The 16,380-nt window shown below is 51.2% G+C and carries 14 protein-coding genes and 1 pseudogene; 12 read left to right on the forward strand and 3 right to left on the reverse strand.

Features of this window, described 5'->3' with window-relative positions; all coding sequences use genetic code 11:
- Nucleotides 1-161: 161 nt before the first annotated feature.
- Nucleotides 162-1,340 (forward strand): VWA-like domain-containing protein, encoded by a 1,179-nt coding sequence (locus tag OR1_RS13635; RefSeq protein ID WP_041972455.1) that lies wholly within the window; start codon nt 162-164, stop codon nt 1,338-1,340.
- Nucleotides 1,341-1,344: 4 nt separating this feature from the next.
- Nucleotides 1,345-1,749 carry a hypothetical protein gene (locus OR1_RS13640; protein WP_041972456.1) on the forward strand — a complete coding sequence of 135 codons (405 nt, stop codon included), beginning with the start codon at nt 1,345-1,347 and terminating at the stop codon, nt 1,747-1,749.
- A 67-nt stretch (nt 1,750-1,816) separates the two neighbouring features.
- Here OR1_RS13640 and OR1_RS13645 read toward each other — a convergent pair whose 3' ends face one another.
- The 3 genes from OR1_RS13645 to OR1_RS13655 are packed head-to-tail and all read right to left on the reverse strand — an operon-like array spanning nt 1,817 to nt 3,085.
- Entirely contained in the window at nt 1,817-2,401 is a 585-nt protein-coding gene (locus OR1_RS13645; protein WP_041972457.1) for a putative metallopeptidase, read from the reverse strand.
- Nucleotides 2,402-2,432: 31 nt separating this feature from the next.
- Nucleotides 2,433-2,717, reverse strand: coding sequence for a hypothetical protein (locus OR1_RS13650; protein ID WP_041972458.1), 285 nt, complete (start codon nt 2,715-2,717; stop codon nt 2,433-2,435).
- Between the two features lie 26 nt (nt 2,718-2,743).
- Nucleotides 2,744-3,085, reverse strand: coding sequence for a hypothetical protein (locus tag OR1_RS13655; protein WP_041972459.1), 342 nt, complete (start codon nt 3,083-3,085; stop codon nt 2,744-2,746).
- A gap of 194 nt (nt 3,086-3,279) precedes the next feature.
- Between OR1_RS13655 and murI the strand changes: the two genes are divergently transcribed.
- The 10 genes and pseudogenes from murI (at nt 3,280) to OR1_RS13705 (ending at nt 16,177) form a co-directional block, all read left to right on the forward strand.
- Nucleotides 3,280-4,119, forward strand: coding sequence for a glutamate racemase (gene murI / locus OR1_RS13660; RefSeq protein ID WP_041972460.1), 840 nt, complete (start codon nt 3,280-3,282; stop codon nt 4,117-4,119).
- Nucleotides 4,106-4,726, forward strand: coding sequence for a GerMN domain-containing protein (locus tag OR1_RS13665; RefSeq protein WP_041972461.1), 621 nt, complete (start codon nt 4,106-4,108; stop codon nt 4,724-4,726). The genes murI and OR1_RS13665 overlap by 14 nt, the downstream gene beginning before the upstream one ends.
- Nucleotides 4,723-7,140, forward strand: a complete 2,418-nt coding sequence (locus OR1_RS13670) for a homocysteine S-methyltransferase family protein (RefSeq protein WP_041972462.1) — start codon at nt 4,723-4,725, stop codon at nt 7,138-7,140. Before OR1_RS13665 ends, OR1_RS13670 begins: the two co-directional genes overlap by 4 nt.
- A 113-nt stretch (nt 7,141-7,253) precedes the next feature.
- Nucleotides 7,254-7,505 (forward strand): annotated as a pseudogene (locus OR1_RS13675) (hypothetical protein); the annotation flags it as partial.
- A gap of 113 nt (nt 7,506-7,618) precedes the next feature.
- Nucleotides 7,619-8,449: a transketolase gene (locus tag OR1_RS13680; RefSeq protein ID WP_237754298.1), complete on the forward strand. Its 831-nt coding sequence runs from the start codon at nt 7,619-7,621 to the stop codon at nt 8,447-8,449.
- 69 nt (nt 8,450-8,518) lie between these two features.
- Nucleotides 8,519-9,460 (forward strand): transketolase family protein, encoded by a 942-nt coding sequence (locus OR1_RS13685; RefSeq protein WP_152609899.1) that lies wholly within the window; start codon nt 8,519-8,521, stop codon nt 9,458-9,460.
- Nucleotides 9,460-9,996, forward strand: coding sequence for a type II secretion system protein (locus OR1_RS13690; RefSeq protein WP_041972464.1), 537 nt, complete (start codon nt 9,460-9,462; stop codon nt 9,994-9,996). The genes OR1_RS13685 and OR1_RS13690 overlap by 1 nt, the downstream gene beginning before the upstream one ends.
- Before the next feature lie 87 nt (nt 9,997-10,083).
- Nucleotides 10,084-11,598 carry a PAS domain-containing sensor histidine kinase gene (locus tag OR1_RS13695; protein ID WP_041972465.1) on the forward strand — a complete coding sequence of 505 codons (1,515 nt, stop codon included), beginning with the start codon at nt 10,084-10,086 and terminating at the stop codon, nt 11,596-11,598.
- On the forward strand, nt 11,595-12,968 hold the full coding sequence (locus OR1_RS13700; protein ID WP_041972466.1) for a sigma-54 dependent transcriptional regulator: 1,374 nt from the start codon (nt 11,595-11,597) through the stop codon (nt 12,966-12,968). Before OR1_RS13695 ends, OR1_RS13700 begins: the two co-directional genes overlap by 4 nt.
- Nucleotides 12,969-13,171: 203 nt before the next feature.
- Nucleotides 13,172-16,177: a hypothetical protein gene (locus tag OR1_RS13705; protein WP_041972467.1), complete on the forward strand. Its 3,006-nt coding sequence runs from the start codon at nt 13,172-13,174 to the stop codon at nt 16,175-16,177.
- Nucleotides 16,178-16,380 lie beyond the last annotated feature (203 nt).

Raw genomic sequence — 16,380 nt, forward strand, 5'->3', positions numbered from 1 at the left:
TATTTCCGTGTTCCCGGGGGGACACATCATTCTGCGTCGGGAATGCCGTCATGTATGTTTTAACCTGTGAATATTGCATGCCCGGCAGATCTGGTGTTACACTGTTGTTTCCGCGGAATCGGATGTCAACCGGTCGCGGTTGACCATGGCTATAGGTGCCAATGAAATCACGTGTCCTGGAAAACGCAATAGTTCGACTCCTCAAGAAACGGCCGTTCTATGGGGAATTCATTCTCAACCTGCATCGGGTCGCGGTTACGACGGCGCACGCGCTGGGAGTCACGATCCGGGACGGAATCCCGCTGCTCTGTGTCAACGAGCAGGCTTTTGCCGCCCTGGCGCCGGGTTCTCAGGAAGCGCTTCTCGAACATTGTGTAAAGCATTTGCTGCACCTGCACATGGCCCGGAGAAAAGAGCGGAATCGTCACTGCTGGGATATATGCTGCGACCTGGCGATTAACCCGACGATCGAAGGGATGCCGGCCGGTTCACCGATGCCGGCGGAGTTCGAGGTTCCTGACGGTCTTGCAGCGGAAGAGTATTACGCCCTTTTGGTGCCCGGATTCGACATCGGCAACCTGTCCGGCCGGGGTATTGGCGCAGCACAGCGGGATCACGGCGGGGAGGTTGGCGCCGGCGACTCGGGGGAACCTGTAGAACAGGCTGGCACGTCAGACGACCACAGCTGCTGGCAGGAGAGTGACAGCACTCCGCTGCGCCTGGCCGAGGAGATGGTCCGGAGCATAACCCGTGAAGCCCGGCTCAAGAGCGATGGCGAAGTGCCGGCTGACATACTGAACCTGGTTGACAACCTGCTCAGACCTTCGGCGATACCCTGGAGACAGGTGTTGAGGCAGTTTGTGGCGACCGCTGGGCGTGTGGGAAGACAATCGACCTGGCAGAGGGAACACCGCCGCTTCAACCATGAGGTGCCGGGAACCAGGAAGCGACATCGGCTGAACCTGCTGATCGGTATCGATGTGAGTGATTCGACGAATATCCTGGCGTTGCGGGAATCATTTGCCCGCGAACTGATGGGGATCGCCAGGGGGAGGGATGCTCAGATAACGGTGCTTTACGCCAACAGCCGGATCCAGAGGGTCGAGAGCTTCAAAGGGGAAAACGTGCATGCTGTCAGTTACCAGGGTGGCGGTTTTACCGACCTGCGGCCGGTCTTCGAGTATGCTCAGTCAATGTCTCCTTTGCCGGCAGCGATCATCTATATCACTGACGGCTTTGGTGACGCACCGGAACAGATGGAGTTTCCGACCTTGTGGGTATTGACCGCCGATGGCGAGAAGCCGGTGCCGTGGGGGGTGGAATTGAGACTGGAGGTTTGACTGGATGTCAGATATGACGGTGATGACAGAAGAGAGTGTTAAGGAAATGCTTGAACGGGCAGGCGCCGATGTGGCGTCAAGGTCGGGCAGAAGCGAGAGTTACGGGGCGCCGCGGGATTTTTCCTTTGAGGTCAAGGCGGCTTTCGGGAACGGTATGGGGCTGCAGATAGTGGCGCGCCAGTTTAATTATCGCGACCCCTGGGAAGTGGGGGGGAGAGTGAATGACATGGTGGATGTTTCCCTGCTGCGGAACGGCTCGTATTCTCCGCTCCCCAAGGGGTTCCCGTATTTCCAGGGGACTGACCAGGAGGAGGGGGTTGATGCGGAACGACTCGCGGAGATCATCACCGTGATCAGGTCGTTTAACCCCAAGCTCTACCTTTTGCAGGAGCTGACCGGCGATATGTAGCTCTTGATGCCGCCGCAAAGCCCTCTGTTATGCGCTCCGCCGGAATCGTTGCCGAACTCTGCCGGATTCAATTTGCGGCAACAATGATGCGGGGTGTCTTGAATTTTCTTCCCACCAGGGCCTTGTGGCGGGTACGCAGGGCAGGGACGTCAAACCTGAGGAACTCGACGAGTTCCTCGTCCTGTAACTTTTCAAGGTACCGGTCGGCCATGATCCCCATCGCTTCGTTGAACTTGCGCGTGGAACTGCCGTGGGCATAGTTCCTTCCCGGAAATCTGCGGATGTCGCCGTTAAATTCCGGGGCGATATGGTACAGCTCATGGAAGATGGTAATCAGCTTTTCACGGAATGACAGGTCGAAAAATCTCGGGAACAGAAAGTAGATGACGTACAGAATCTCTTCGCCATGGGAATTGATCTGCGGCATTGTACAGGTGTAGGTCTTTCTGCCGCGGCGCACCTGCTTCGTGAGCGACCCGTCTGCGAACCGCATGGGGTGAATCTTGGCATATACGCCGTGGATTCCCCCACTGCGGGTTGGAGACAGGCAGACCAGAAGCCTTGACGGCAGAATGTGGCTCAACCCCTCTGTTCTGGCGGCAATGTCAGCGATCAGCCTGTCCAGAGCGCCGGTCAGGTTCAGGGTTGACATGTGACGGCACAATCCCGGAACATTTTGCGAGTTACTGTTTCTGCAGCTTATGGCAGAAGAGGCACCTCATAGGGCCGTCTTTGGGTTTAAGCGGGTGTTTCGGAGGGAACGGGACGCCTCCCTGTTCGTTGTGACACGTTGGGCAACCCTTGTCCGCCTCCATCTTGCCGCTGTTTTTAACAATCTCGTAGAACGGTTTGTGCTTGTCGTCCAGGGGAACCTTGTGGGTCTTCTCTTCGCCTGAAATAGCCAGGAAAATTGCCAGCACTATCACTGCAATACCAATGAATATCCAGTCTTGTTTTCTGAGTTTCATCAACCACTCTCCTGAATAAATGTGTTTCAGTCTCCCTTAATGAAGCTGAAATAGATTAGAACGCCACCTATTGCCAGGCCTCCGAAGGCAAATGGCAGCGTAGAGCTGAGGGTTAGTTCGTTTCCCTCGACCCCGTGAAGCGTGAAGCGCACCAGAAACATGATTGATATGGCGGCAAACATGAACAGGAGCACCGGTTTGGACCGCTTAATTATCGCGTAGAAGAAGATAACCGCGAATATCCCGATTATCCACGGGTTTTCCATGGCTGACTTGAATGTCAGGTTATTGATAAAATTTATTATGTTTTCCGTCTCAAAGGGGGAAACCGCCTGTTCGGTTTTTTTAAGTAATTCCTCTTTTTCCATTGAGCCTCCAAATGCTGCGGAATGGCTTCCTGGTTGGCGTGCAACCAAATATGGCCCATGATATTCACGCAAGAGTAGCATATTTGTATATTTTGTAAATGCCTTGACTTGATTATGGAGCTATCATAAGATTTCTATTTTATTTTTCGCGGCAATCGGTTGATTCAGAGTAATTCGGAAAGACGGGAAAAAGGATGTCTTGGAAGGCAATCGGCATATTCGATTCAGGCGTCGGAGGGCTTACGGTCCTAAAAGAGATCGTGAAGACATTACCTCAGGAAGACACAATATATTTTGGCGATACTGCCAGGGTTCCCTATGGTACCAAATCTCCCGAGACCGTGATCAGGTACTCGCACCAGATTACGGAATTCCTGGTCAGCAGAGATATCAAGCTGCTTGTTGTTGCCTGCAATACCGCCTCGGCGGTTGCGCTTGATTCCCTCAAAGAGGCTTTCCCCATTCCGATAGTGGGGGTGATTGAGCCCGGATCCAGTCGCGCGGTATCTGTGACCAAGACCGGAAAAGTTGCGGTCATCGGTACTGAAGGGACCGTAAAGAGCAGCGCCTACACAAAGGCAATCAAGCGGCTCTCTCCTGATGTTCAGGTCGTAACGCGCGCCTGTCCTCTTTTTGTACCGCTTGCAGAGGAGGGGTGGGTCGATAATGATGTGACCCGTTTGACTGCCGAAATCTACCTGAAGGGGTTGAAAGAGGGTGGCGTTGATACGCTGGTATTGGGGTGCACTCACTATCCTCTGCTCAAAGAGGTAATTGCAGGGGTTATGGGTAACGAAGTACTCTTGGTTGACTCTGCCGAGGAAACCGCGCGAACCGTAGCCGGTATCCTGGGTGAACACGACCTGCTTCGTCCGGTTGCGGAAAAAGGGAACCACCATTACTTTGTCACTGACGTACCCGCAGGGTTCATAAGGGTTGGCAACCGTTTTCTGGGTGGTGAACTGGGCGATGTTTACCAGGTCGATCTCGATCAGTCATTAATAAAAGGAGAAGGCGCTGATGAAGGGGAATAACCCTGCTCAGAAAGTGCGCCACCTGGTAATTACCGGCATAGTCATTCTGGCCGTTGTTTTGGGTGGGCTGTTTTTGAGGAAATATTTAAATCGGGGACCTGTGCCCCAACCACCTCCAGCCCAGCAGGTGCCTGAACAAGGGGTAAAAACGATTACTCTCTTTTTTGCTGCCCCGGAAGGGGGCGGACTGTTACGGGAGTCCCGTGTCATAGAGCCATGCTCAGGATTGGATGACTGCGCCGAAGAAGTTCTGGGAGAACTGATTAACGGCCCTATTGGAGAGCTTTACCCGACATTGCCGGAAACAACCATGTACCATGGGGTCAGCTTCGCAGGTGATACTCTGACGATCGATTTCGGTAAGGAGTTGCAGGAAGGATTGATTTCGGGTTCAGATGCGGAAATGGCAGCGGTCTATTCGGTGGTGAATTCGATTGCCATCAATTTCCCCCAGGTGAAAAACGTAAGGTTTCTTGTTGACGGTAAGCCTTTGGCGACACTCAAAGGGCATCTTGACCTCCGGGAACCTTTGCCGCCTGATTTTACCTTGGAGAAGCAAAGCGACTCGACTCCTACAGAGTCTGCACCCCAAAGGAGACAGCAATGAAGCCTGCACTGCTTAATGCAATCAAAGACAGGGTTTTGGTTCTTGACGGGGCCATGGGGACGCTTCTTCAGGAACGAGGGCTGAAACCGGGGCAGTCTCCGGAAGAGATGAACCTGAATATGCCGGACATTGTTGCCGGGGTGCATCGTGAATACATGCAAGCCGGTGCGGATATTATTGTCACAAACAGTTTTGGCGGTAGCCGGGAAAAGCTCTCCCACTTCGGTCTTCAGGACAGGCTAAAGGAGATAAACTCCGCTGCTGTAAAGATAGCACGGGAAGTGGCGGGCAACGCCGCGTATGTCGGAGCATCCATCGGACCTACCGGCCGTTTTGTCGAGCCAGTGGGAGACATGTCGTTTGACCAGATGGCGGCAGTCTTCCGCGAACAGGCTTCGGCTCTTATTGAGGCCGGAGCCGACCTGATAACATTTGAAACCTTTCTTGATATCAAAGAGCTTCGTGCCGCAGTAATCGCTGTGCGGGAACTATCCGCCTCTATCCCGATTGTTGCGATGATGACTTTCGATGATAATGGCAGGAGTGTCCTGGGGAGTTCTCCCGAAGCTGTAGCAATAACGCTGGAAGCCGTTGGCGCCGACATAATCGGTTCCAACTGCGGGCTCGGAGTGGAAGGCATTTACAATATCCTTGCTGCGATGCGAAAGGTAACGGGGCTTCCTCTGATTGCCCAGGCAAATGCCGGTCTGCCGCAGCTCAAGGACGGGGTCACTGTTTTTCCTGCCTCTCCCGAGGAGATGACCTTTTACCACGACAGGTTCCTTGATCTGGGAGTAAGGATTATCGGCGGCTGCTGCGGCACCACTCCAAACCACATCCGGGTGATGAAGGATGCTCTTGCCGGCAAGGATCAGTCGATGTGTCAGGTGGGCCCATCTTCGGGCCTGACCTTGCTGTCGAGTCGAACCGGGTATGTCGCCGTAGGTGGAGACAACCCGGTTGCCATTATCGGCGAACGGATAAATCCCACCGGCAAGAAAGGGTTTGCATCCGAGCTGCGCGAGGGGAAAGTATCCTATATCCGCAAGGAGGGATCTGAACAGGTTTCGGCCGGTGCGGCACTTCTGGATGTCAATGTCGGCACTCCCGGCATTGACGAGGCGGCAGCCATGGAGCGGGCAGTATTCTGTCTGACCGGTACGGTTCCGGCTCCGTTGGTTCTGGATTCGTCGAGTCCGGAGGCGCTTGAAGCCGGGCTTAAGGCTGCCGATGGAAAGGTCCTGGTAAATTCGGTTTCCGGCGAGGATAAGAGCCTTGCCCGGGTACTTCCGCTGGTGAAAAAATACGGGGCGGCAGTTATCGGCCTCGCCCTTGATGAGCAAGGCATTCCGAAAACTGCCGAAGGCCGGCTGGCTGTGGCTGCAAAGGTGGTTGATGCTGCCGGTAAGGCAGGAATACCAAGTAAAGACATTCTGATAGATTCACTGACCCTGACGGTGAGCGCCGAACAGAAGGGGGCCATGGAGACCCTCCGTGCCTTGCGGCTGGTGAAGAGCTCCCTGGGGGTCAATACGGTTCTGGGGGTCAGCAATATATCTTTCGGTCTCCCGGCACGCCCTGTCATCTCTGCGGTATTTTTTTCGATGGCAATGGCTGCGGGGCTCGATGCCGCGATCATAAACCCCAAGGAGCGTCAGATGATGGATGCCTTCCGCTCCGCAATGGTGCTGCTCAACCGGGACGAAAACTCTTCGGCGTATATAGAGGCATATAGGGACTTGGGTGATGCGGTGCAGCCGCCATCCGTTGCTGCGATGCCTGTCGAAATCCGCGGGCGTCTGGCGGCGGCGGTAATCAATGGGGACCGTGACCAGGTTGTGTCCCTGGTGGAGGAAGCGCTTGCAGAAGGACTTGCCCCGGTTCAGGTCAGTAATGAAGGGTTGCTCCCCGGGCTTGAGGAAGTGGGTAAACGGTTCGAGAAGAATCAGGTTTTTCTTCCTCAGGTAATGCGATCTGCCGAGACTATGCAGGCCGCATTTGCCCGGCTGAAGCAGGAGATGCAGGGCGTAGGGTTGGAGAGTAAAGGGCGCATACTCATGGCAACGGTTGAAGGGGACATCCACGATATCGGAAAGAATATTGTTTGCACCCTGCTTGAAAACCATGGTTTCGAGGTGGTTGATCTGGGGAAGAACGTGTCTGCCGATACGATCGTGCGCAAAGCATCCGAGTTGCAGGTGGATGCTGTCGGACTGTCCGCCCTAATGACCACAACCATGTCTGAAATGGAGAATGTGCTCGATCGATTGAAGTCGGCAGGGATAAAGACGTTCTCGATGGTCGGAGGGGCAGTGGTTACCCAGGAATACGCGGATCGCATTGGTGCGGATCTGTACGCCAGGGACGCCATGGAGGCGGTAGCAAGAATAAAAGAGCTGCTGGGGCGTAACTGACTGACCAAAAGCCGGATCCGCGGCATTTTTAGATTATTGCATCTGTGCTTTGGGTGTGATACGTTACCCTCTACGCGATTTGGCGGACTTATAGATCTAATGGTGCAAGAACGATGGTCGTGGGTTTTAATCATAACGTAATGTACAAAGGTGCGGTTTACCACGTTCAGACGGAAGACAGTGGCATATCCAATCCTCTGATTACCACACTTCTTTATTCTGAAGGGACAATTCTGGCATCAAAAAAGACCAGCTATGCCGACATAATCAAGGTCGATCAACTTGAAAAGGTAGTAGAGGAACTGATGAAAGAGCAGCACAAGGAAATGCTTCGGAACTTGAAAAACGGAGAATTTGACGATCGTATTGCGCAACTTGCTTCCTGACCATTACTTCCCGGCGCCAGTTAGGATTCTCGATCAGCTCCCTTCCCCGGCTTTATATGCACATAGATTTCCCAAGAAAGGATTATCCCCCAGTGAAAGAAACCATCGCAAAACTTGAGGAGAAGGCACGCAGCCTGCGCGTTTCCATAATCAAGTCCCTGCACAAATCTCAGTCCGGCCATACCGGCGGTTCCCTGTCGTCAATAGACATCATTACGGTACTGTATTTCCATAAAATGCGTCATAATCCGGCCGAGCCTTTGTGGGCGGGCCGCGACCGGTTTGTGCTGAGCAAGGGGCATGCCGCGCCGGCTCAGTATGTTGCTCTTGCCGATGCGGGCTATTTCCCTAAAGAGGATTTGATGACGTTGCGTCGCCTCGGGAGCCATCTCCAGGGTCATCCGGACAGTAAAGTCACGCCGGGAGTTGAAGTATGTACCGGTTCTTTGGGGCAGGGTCTTTCAATGGCCAATGGGATGGCCATTGCGTTGAAGCTGGACGGAAAAGCAAATCGCGTCTACACAATGCTCGGTGATGGTGAGTTACAGGAAGGGCAGGTATGGGAAGCCGCAATGGCGGCGGCCCATTACAAGCTGGACAATCTGTGTGCCGTGGTAGATGCCAATGGGCTGCAGATCGACGGGGAGGTTGAGCGTGTCATGGCCGTCACCCCCATTGCGGAAAAGTTCCGCGCCTTTGGGTGGCACACCATTGAAATCGACGGACACGACATTGGCGCGATTATCAATGCCTTTGATCAGTCCGAACTCTTAAAGGGAAAACCGACCGTGATTGTTGCCCGAACCGTAAAAGGCAAGGGGGTCTCATTCTTCGAGAACAAGGCTTCATATCATGGGGTAACGCCCAGCGATGAGGAACTGCCGAAGGCGCTTGAATGTTTGGGAGAGCAGTGCAATTTGTAAGAGCTTTCAGCCTCGGCTAACCCGGCAATGGAAGCTTTCTCACTTGTTACCAGAAAGGATAATTAATATATGAGCGGAATGGTGGCCACCAGGGATGCCTATGGTGAGGTTCTTGCTGAACTTGGCGTGGATAACGAACAGATAGTGGTTCTTGATGCCGATCTTTCCGGGTCGACGAAAACAGCTCTCTTTGCGAAAAAATTCCCCGATCGTTTTTTCAACATGGGGATTGCTGAGGCAAACATGGTAGGAACTGCGGCTGGCCTGGCCGCGGCAGGCAAGATACCGTTTGTGTCGACCTTTGCAATTTTTGCGTCAGGCCGGGCCTGGGAGCAGGTTCGCCAGTCGGTTGCCTATCCCAAGGCGAATGTGAAGGTCGTAGCAACACATGGCGGGGTAACCGTCGGAGAGGATGGCGGTTCGCACCAGTCGGTAGAGGATGTTGCCATCATGCGGGCAATTCCCAACATGACGGTTATCGTGCCTGCTGACGGGGTTGAGACAAAAGCCGCTATCAGGGCGATTGCCGGTTCTAAAGGGCCGGTCTATGTGCGGCTGGGGCGTAACAAGGTCCCGACTCTTTTCCCCGATGATTACCGGTTTGAAATCGGCAAAGGGTGCGAACTGGTTCCCGGCACCGATTTTACATTTGTGACTACCGGTTTGATGACCGCTGCAGCCGTGAAGGCAGCAGAGATTCTCAAGAAGGAAGGGGTTTCCGCCCGGGTTGTTCATCTGGGGACAATCAAGCCGCTTGACCAGGATATTCTCCTGAAAGCCGCGCAGGAGACCAAGCTGATAATTACCGCCGAAGAACACTCGATTATCGGCGGCCTCGGGGGAGCTGTGGCTGAACTGCTTTCCGAGCTGTGTCCTGTCCCAGTCCACCGGATTGGGATCAATGACCGGTTCGGCACATCAGGGAAGGCCGAAGAGCTGCTGAAATATTTTGGTCTTACTGCGGACGATCTTGCTGACTCCGCCAGGGAAGCACTTAAGAAGAGGAACTGATGCCCCTTTCTTCCCGTAAATACTGCGGGGGATTTACCTATCTGGCTGCCCTGTTCATGATCATGATCATGGGAATAATGCTGGGCATGGTCGGTCAGAGTTGGTCTGCGTTGATGAAGCGTGAGCGGGAAGAGGAACTCTTTTTCCGGGGCTCCCAGATAAAGGATGCAATTACGAGTTGGTACACTCCGAGGTCCGGCCAGCATGCCGCGACACCGCTCAGAGAGCTCAAGGATTTACTCAAGGACCCACGGTCACTCACTACCATCCGTTACCTCAGGCAGATCTACACCGATCCTGTGACGGGTAAGGAATGGGAAGTCATTTCCGGCCCGGTAAAAGGCAAACCCTTTGTCGGCGTTATCGGCGTCAAGAGTAAAAGCGACGCGGCCCCTTTGAAGCAAGCAGGCTTTCCTGAAGAATACATTACCTTCGAGGGGAAGACCAAATACAGCGAATGGGAATTTGTGTACGGTCAGACTCAGCTGCAAGGATCGCTTAAGGTTCAGATGCCCAAATCACCATTACTGCAATGATCAATTCTTTAACTGTGCGGCACAAGGTTTGGCTGGTTAATAAGTCTTATTTCTCTCACTTCGAGATCTCATCTTTAAGGAGTTTGGTTGATATTCCGTAGCCTGACAACCCGGGTCATATGCATATCGATCATCCTGCTGGCCTTCGGTATAAGCTTTTTTGCGTTCCTGAACCTTCGTAAAGAACAGGCTCAGCTGATCAACTCTGCGCGAGAAAACACCGAGTTGCTGCTGAGGACAGTTGAAGCCAGCATTTACAATTCCATGCGGATCGGGAATACCGAAGATGTCCAGGTGATTCTCGAAATGGTTGGTCAAAACCCCAAGCTCACCAGTGTTCGCATCTTTCACCCGCATGGGATGGTACTTCGGTCTTCACATCCAATGGAAGTGGGAAAACCGGTTGATGGCTCCGATTACAATCTCTATGTTCATAACAAGAAAGAGGGGGTTTATACCGTAGACGGGCTGGGTGATCTGCTGAAGATGATAAAACCCATTTATAACGAAGAGCCTTGTCATGCCTGTCATGGCCATAAGGCGAGGGTGATCGGTGTTCTCAATGTAAACTACTCGCTGTCAGAGACCCAAAAGAGGATGCTGGAGGCAACCAAGCTCTTTTTTATTTCCACAGCGGCTATTATTGCATTTTTGTCAATTGCCATATCCTTGGTCCTGCTGAAATTTGTCCGCAAACCATTGAACTTGCTTGTAAACAACATGGCAAAGGTGGAGAAGGGTGACCTTACGGTACGTATGAATTATATCGGCAAGGATGAAGTGGGGCAGTTAGCTACCAGTTTTGACTCAATGGTTGATCGGCTTGATGTTGCCAAGAAAGAGCTGGAGCAGTTTCACTTTCAACAGATGGAACGGGCTGATCGGTTGGCATCTGTTGGGGAGATGGCTGCGGGGATAGCCCATGAAATCAAGAATCCCCTTACCGGAATTGCTGCCGCCATCAGTATAATAAAGGAAGATTTCGATAATTCCGATCCTCGTTCTGACATATTGACCGAGGTTCTGGACCAAGTTAAACGTCTCGACAAGACAGTGAACGATATGTTGTTCTTCGGGAAGCCTTCTCCCCCGGAGTTCGTTTATGCGGATATAAATGCGATTTTGAATAAAACGCTGGTGTTTGCTTCCCAATACAAGGGAGGCAAGCATATCGACAAGAAACTCCAGATTGCCGAGGATCTCCCTTATGTTTATGTAGATCCGAAGCAGATGCAGCAGGTTTTTCTCAATCTCATTCTTAATGCTTTTCAGGCAATGCCCGGTGGGGGAGAGCTAACCCTGATTACCGAAAAATTGATTGAAGAAGGAAACTGCCTTGTTCAGATAACCATTGCCGATACCGGTGAGGGTATTCCTGATCAGGTACTGGAAAAGCTGTTTACGCCATTTTTCACCACTAAAGCCCAAGGGACCGGACTTGGTTTGGCAATCTGCCACAAAATTGTGAGCCAACACAACGGCACTCTTAATGTAACAAGTGAGTGCGGCAAGGGCACTAAATTCATAATCAATCTTCCGGGAGTCCAGGACATGGATCTGCAAAAGGGACCAGGGCTCCCATTGATAAAGGAGCCGCAATGAAGAAAACCCGTATCCTTGTGGTAGACGACGAGCACTTGATTCGCTGGTCTCTGGAGCAGAATCTGAAAAAGCAGGGGTATGACGTACTGACTGCCGGATCTGGCGAAGATGCCCTCAGGATTGTTCGCGAGGAGCAGCCTGATCTCGTTCTTCTGGATGTCCAGCTCCCCGGATTGAACGGGATTCAGGTTCTTGAGAAGATCAAGGAAAACGACGAAGACATCATTGTCATAATGGTGACGGCACAGGGAGCACTTGAGACCGCTGTCACCGCAATGCGTCTGGGAGCCTACGATTATATAAACAAACCTTTTAACCTTGAAGAGATGGCAATTGTCATCAAAAAGGCTCTTGAAACATCTGATCTCCGCAGAGAGGTAGCAAGCCTTCGCAGCGAACATAAGAAGTTTGGGTCGCCAAATATCATCGGCAAAAGCCGGCATATGGGTAATGTGCTGGATATGATGCAGAAGGTTGCGAAAAGTGAAGCCTCGACAGTTCTTATCCAGGGGGAATCCGGGACTGGAAAGGAACTTGTCGCCAAATGGATCCATTTTGCTTCCAGCCGTTCTGATAAGCCGTTTGTAGCAATAAACTGCGCGGCTGTTCCGGCAACGCTGCTGGAAAGCGAACTGTTCGGGCATGAAAAAGGATCATTTACCGATGCCAAGGTTACCAAAAAAGGATTATTTGAATTGGCCGATGGCGGCACGGTTTTTTTAGATGAAATTGGTGATATGGATTTTGGTATGCAAGCCAAGCTGTTAAGGTTTCTTGAAGATCGGAACTTCAGGCGCATCGGGGGTACCAAGGCAATTTCAGTGGACGTCAGAATTATTTCTGCCACCAACAGGGATCTGATCAAAGCAATCGAGGAGAAAAATTTTCGGAACGATCTTTACTACCGGCTTCAGGTGATCCCCATTTACCTTCCACCCTTGAGAGAGCGCAAAGAGGATATTCTGCTTCTTGCTCAGCACTTTATTGACGTATTTAATAAGGAGTTCAACAAGAGTGTGAAAGGAATATCGGGCCTTGCGGAGAAAATGCTTGCCGACTATAACTGGCCCGGCAATGTGCGGGAATTAAAAAACGTTATCGAACGGGCGATTATTCTCGGTAATGAAGAAACCCTTCTCCTTGAACACCTCCCTCTGGAAATCGTCGCAAAATCATCTGCAGCTGCAACTCCACAAGTAACCACATTCAAACTTCCGCCTGAAGGAGTAGATATAGAAGAAGTTGAGAAGGAGCTAATCCGTCAGGCGCTGGAAAACTGTGACTGGAACCAATCCAAGGCTGCCAAGAAACTCAATCTGGGGATTGATGCGTTCAGATACAGGATGAAAAAGTTTGGATTTCTTAAATAACTTAGCTTATAATGCGCTGGCTCAGTAACTGGCTGTAATTGAGTGATTCTGTCCTGCCATAGCGAGTCCTGCAACTAATGGCTTAAAAAATACTGATGATTGCGGATGGGTAATGGGCACCCATGTTGCATTAATGACGATACTGTAAGCGTGGAAACCGAAATCACAAGGAACGAATCTCCAATAAAACCGGAGGAAATAAAATGGCGGCACGAGTTCAAAGTAAATTAGCATTGCTGGTCATCTCGCTGATAGTGGCAGTTATTTCGCTGCCTATGACTGCTGCAGCGATATCAATGCCTACATGGGCAAAACCCTTGGGCGGAGTCGGTTCAGAGCTGCGGGCGCCGATAAGAATCGCAGTTATGGATAACGGCGGATTTTATGTCTCGGATCCAAGAAATGCCGGCCTTCTTAAGTATAATGCCTCTGGCGTGCTTCTGCAGAAGATAAAGACTTCGGGGGTGCCGCAGTCGGTAGCGATTTTGCCGAACGGCAATCTTGTTGTCACCATTTCTGCTTTCGGCCATTCGTATGGTTCTATTGTTGATTCGGTCAGCGGGTTGGAGATTGCCCGTTTGAGAAATTCTTCCGGCCAGGAATATAGTTTTGGTTTTGCGGATGGTATTACTGTTGATGATGGTGTCGGTGCAAACGGACGTATTTATGTTGTTGACGTTAAGGAGCTAACGGTTAATAAGTTCAGCCTGGAAGGCGTTTATGCGGGCGACAGCGAGCGATTCAGTGTCAGGGGGGCTCCGGTGGGAGTTAATGCCTTGGCTGGTGTGCCAACGTCAGTCCCTTCGTTTATTTCCTTTGAAAAACAGAGTGGCTTGCTTGCAGTTGTTGATGAGCGTGTGCTCGGCGATTCATCGGCACGTTGCATCCGTTTCTATCAAAAGAATGGCACGTTTGTGCGTGGTATTGGCGTGAATGGGCCAGCCGGATCGCTTACCTTTTCAAGTCCACAGGCCGTCACGTTCCAGTATGATGGTACGGCTTTGAAGAGAATGTATGTTGTCGATACCTTCAATAGTACTATCCAGGCAATAGATCCAGCAGGGGTGTCAAATCCTAATTCAACTCCTGTTTTTCTCGGGTTTATGGGTGATTATGGTTTTGATCCTGCAAAAGGTGAGCTGCACCTGCCGGTTGATGCGGCATTTGATCAGGGCCGCAGGCGGCTTATCGTGGTAAATGGTAAAGGAAATGTGATTTTTTATGGTGTTGATGGTGGGAATACCCCGGCGACTGCTGTCCCGGCTCCGCCTGTGATTACTCTTGATGTTCCTTATAACGTCGTTAATACCTCGTCGATCCAGGTCGGTGGTACAGTCACTGCTGGTTCAGCGGTTTCGTGTGTTCTTAACGGGGTGCCGCTTGTGCGGGGAGTAGTCAATGGCACGGCTTGGTCTTGTAATATTGCCGGCCTTGCTCAATCGGATAACCAGATTTTGGTAGTGGCTCAGAATGATTCCACATCGACTGACAGCAAGACTGCCACTGTAAAGTATGTTGTTAATGGGCCGTCGATAAAGGTTGATCCGGTTCCTAACTATGTTAAGGCCGCTGCTTTGACATTGGCAGGAGATACGGATGCCGATACGGTCAGAGTGTGTAATCCATCGCCGACCAATTGTGTGGATGCGAATATAAATACTTCCCGGTGGTCTGCCGGTATAACTCTCGCCGAAGGCAATAATGCAGGTATTACGGTAGAGGCAACGAAAAATGCAACTCAAACTAGCCAGGCTGTTCATAATATTGTTCTTGATATCAAAGCGCCAAAGCTAAAGGCTTCTGTAGTTGCTCATGACTCGACAGTGCGTGATCAGATTCAGAACATCACCGGTCTGGTCTCTGATCCGGAAGGACTGCTCGAGAGCGTAACCGTTAATAGCTATGCTGCAGCAGATGCGACAACTCCGCTTACGAGTCAGGTGGCGACACTGACGAAGAATGGGATATTTAGTGTGGCATTGTCCGGAGTTACTTACTACGATGTGGTAGCAAAGGACCTCGCTGGTAATGAAACCAGAATCCCTGATCCCGCAACTTCTGGCGGTAGGACGAAGAATGCAATTAAGTATAATCCGAATCTGTCGAAAATTACTTTAACATCTCCTGATGTCGCCGATGCTTCAGTCGTGACGGTTGCGTCTGGGCAGTCGTTGTCCGGAACCTTTGACAAAGAGCTGACCGGGCTTAGCGTCAATGATTTGCCCGTCGATCAGTTTGATGCGGTAAATAAAACCTGGAGCACCCGTTTTAACTTGAATTATGACTCGGTAACAAAGGATGGCTTGAATGACCTCCAGATCAAGGGATCTGACGGTTCTACCGCAAAGGTGACGTTTGTGTATGATCCTGCCAACCCGGAAGCGACAATAGTAGAACCGAAGGTGGACTCGGCAACCAATTCGTCCACTTACCAGTTGAAGGCCATGGATGGGACTGCGGTGATCCTGACTAAGACCTTCCAGGGGAAAACTGATGTCGTTGCCAGTCTGGCGCCATTTAATGTGACTTTTGATGCCGAGGGGTCTTACCCCGTTATTCTGTCCGCCAATGATTCCAATGGCGCTTCCAGTCAGGTTGTGCGTAATATTATTTTCGATAAGACTCCGCCGGCACTTGACTATACTCCTAGGTACAATTCAACCATCTGTACGTACAATCAAGGTGTGTTCGTTTCATGCCTCAGCGCATGCCCTGGGAGTCCTGATGGCGTATGCAGCCAGTCTACATATACCGGAACGATTGAACCCGGTGCATCTATATCAGTTATAAATGCAACCACAAATGCACCGCTGTCAGCTCCGAACGATTACACGATTGCTTATACTGACGCAGGCAAAACATGGACCGTAACAATGGGTGCAACTCGTGACCCGTATAACACCATTATTGTTGCTGCCGATGCCGCTGGTAACGTTACCAGGAGCTTCCCGGCAGTTCCAGATGGGAATATGGATGGTGTTAACGGATTCACTCAAGACGATGCTAATCTTTGTCTTACCAAGGTTTCTTCTTATGGGCCAAAAGTTGCTCCTGATTATCCAGGCTTTGCTAAGCTTACGCCGCAACAGCTGGCACATGGGGATATCGGCCCTCTCAAAAACGGTGCAGCAAATCCGGATGGCTATATTGACATTGTTGACTGTCTCCTTATGATTAGAAAGTTGAATGGATACAGCGTTGGTTACTAGAAAATTATTTAATGAATATTTTGTCAATACGAGTACAAGGAAAATTTACATGCTTTCTCAGGAGCGTGCTATGAACAAGTCGTGTATCAAGAGTTGCTTAATTGCAGTTGTTTTGGCGGTGCTGGTGCCATGTCTTGCTTATGCAAGACCACCGCATGACACACAAACAGATTGTAATACTAAGTGCCATCAAACACATAAGA

Origin of the sequence: Geobacter sp. OR-1, assembly GCF_000813145.1 — a bacterium.
Taxonomy (GTDB): domain Bacteria; phylum Desulfobacterota; class Desulfuromonadia; order Geobacterales; family DSM-12255; genus Geoanaerobacter.

Coding starts and splice junctions, on each gene's coding strand:
- OR1_RS13635 (WP_041972455.1), top strand. CDS start 162: ATGAAATCACGTGTCCTGGAAAACGCAATAGTTCGACTCCTCAAGAAA.
- OR1_RS13640 (WP_041972456.1), top strand. CDS start 1,345: ATGTCAGATATGACGGTGATGACAGAAGAGAGTGTTAAGGAAATGCTT.
- OR1_RS13645 (WP_041972457.1), bottom strand. CDS start 2,401: ATGTCAACCCTGAACCTGACCGGCGCTCTGGACAGGCTGATCGCTGAC.
- OR1_RS13650 (WP_041972458.1), bottom strand. CDS start 2,717: ATGAAACTCAGAAAACAAGACTGGATATTCATTGGTATTGCAGTGATA.
- OR1_RS13655 (WP_041972459.1), bottom strand. CDS start 3,085: ATGGAAAAAGAGGAATTACTTAAAAAAACCGAACAGGCGGTTTCCCCC.
- murI (WP_041972460.1), top strand. CDS start 3,280: ATGTCTTGGAAGGCAATCGGCATATTCGATTCAGGCGTCGGAGGGCTT.
- OR1_RS13665 (WP_041972461.1), top strand. CDS start 4,106: ATGAAGGGGAATAACCCTGCTCAGAAAGTGCGCCACCTGGTAATTACC.
- OR1_RS13670 (WP_041972462.1), top strand. CDS start 4,723: ATGAAGCCTGCACTGCTTAATGCAATCAAAGACAGGGTTTTGGTTCTT.
- OR1_RS13685 (WP_152609899.1), top strand. CDS start 8,519: ATGAGCGGAATGGTGGCCACCAGGGATGCCTATGGTGAGGTTCTTGCT.
- OR1_RS13690 (WP_041972464.1), top strand. CDS start 9,460: ATGCCCCTTTCTTCCCGTAAATACTGCGGGGGATTTACCTATCTGGCT.
- OR1_RS13700 (WP_041972466.1), top strand. CDS start 11,595: ATGAAGAAAACCCGTATCCTTGTGGTAGACGACGAGCACTTGATTCGC.
- OR1_RS13705 (WP_041972467.1), top strand. CDS start 13,172: ATGGCGGCACGAGTTCAAAGTAAATTAGCATTGCTGGTCATCTCGCTG.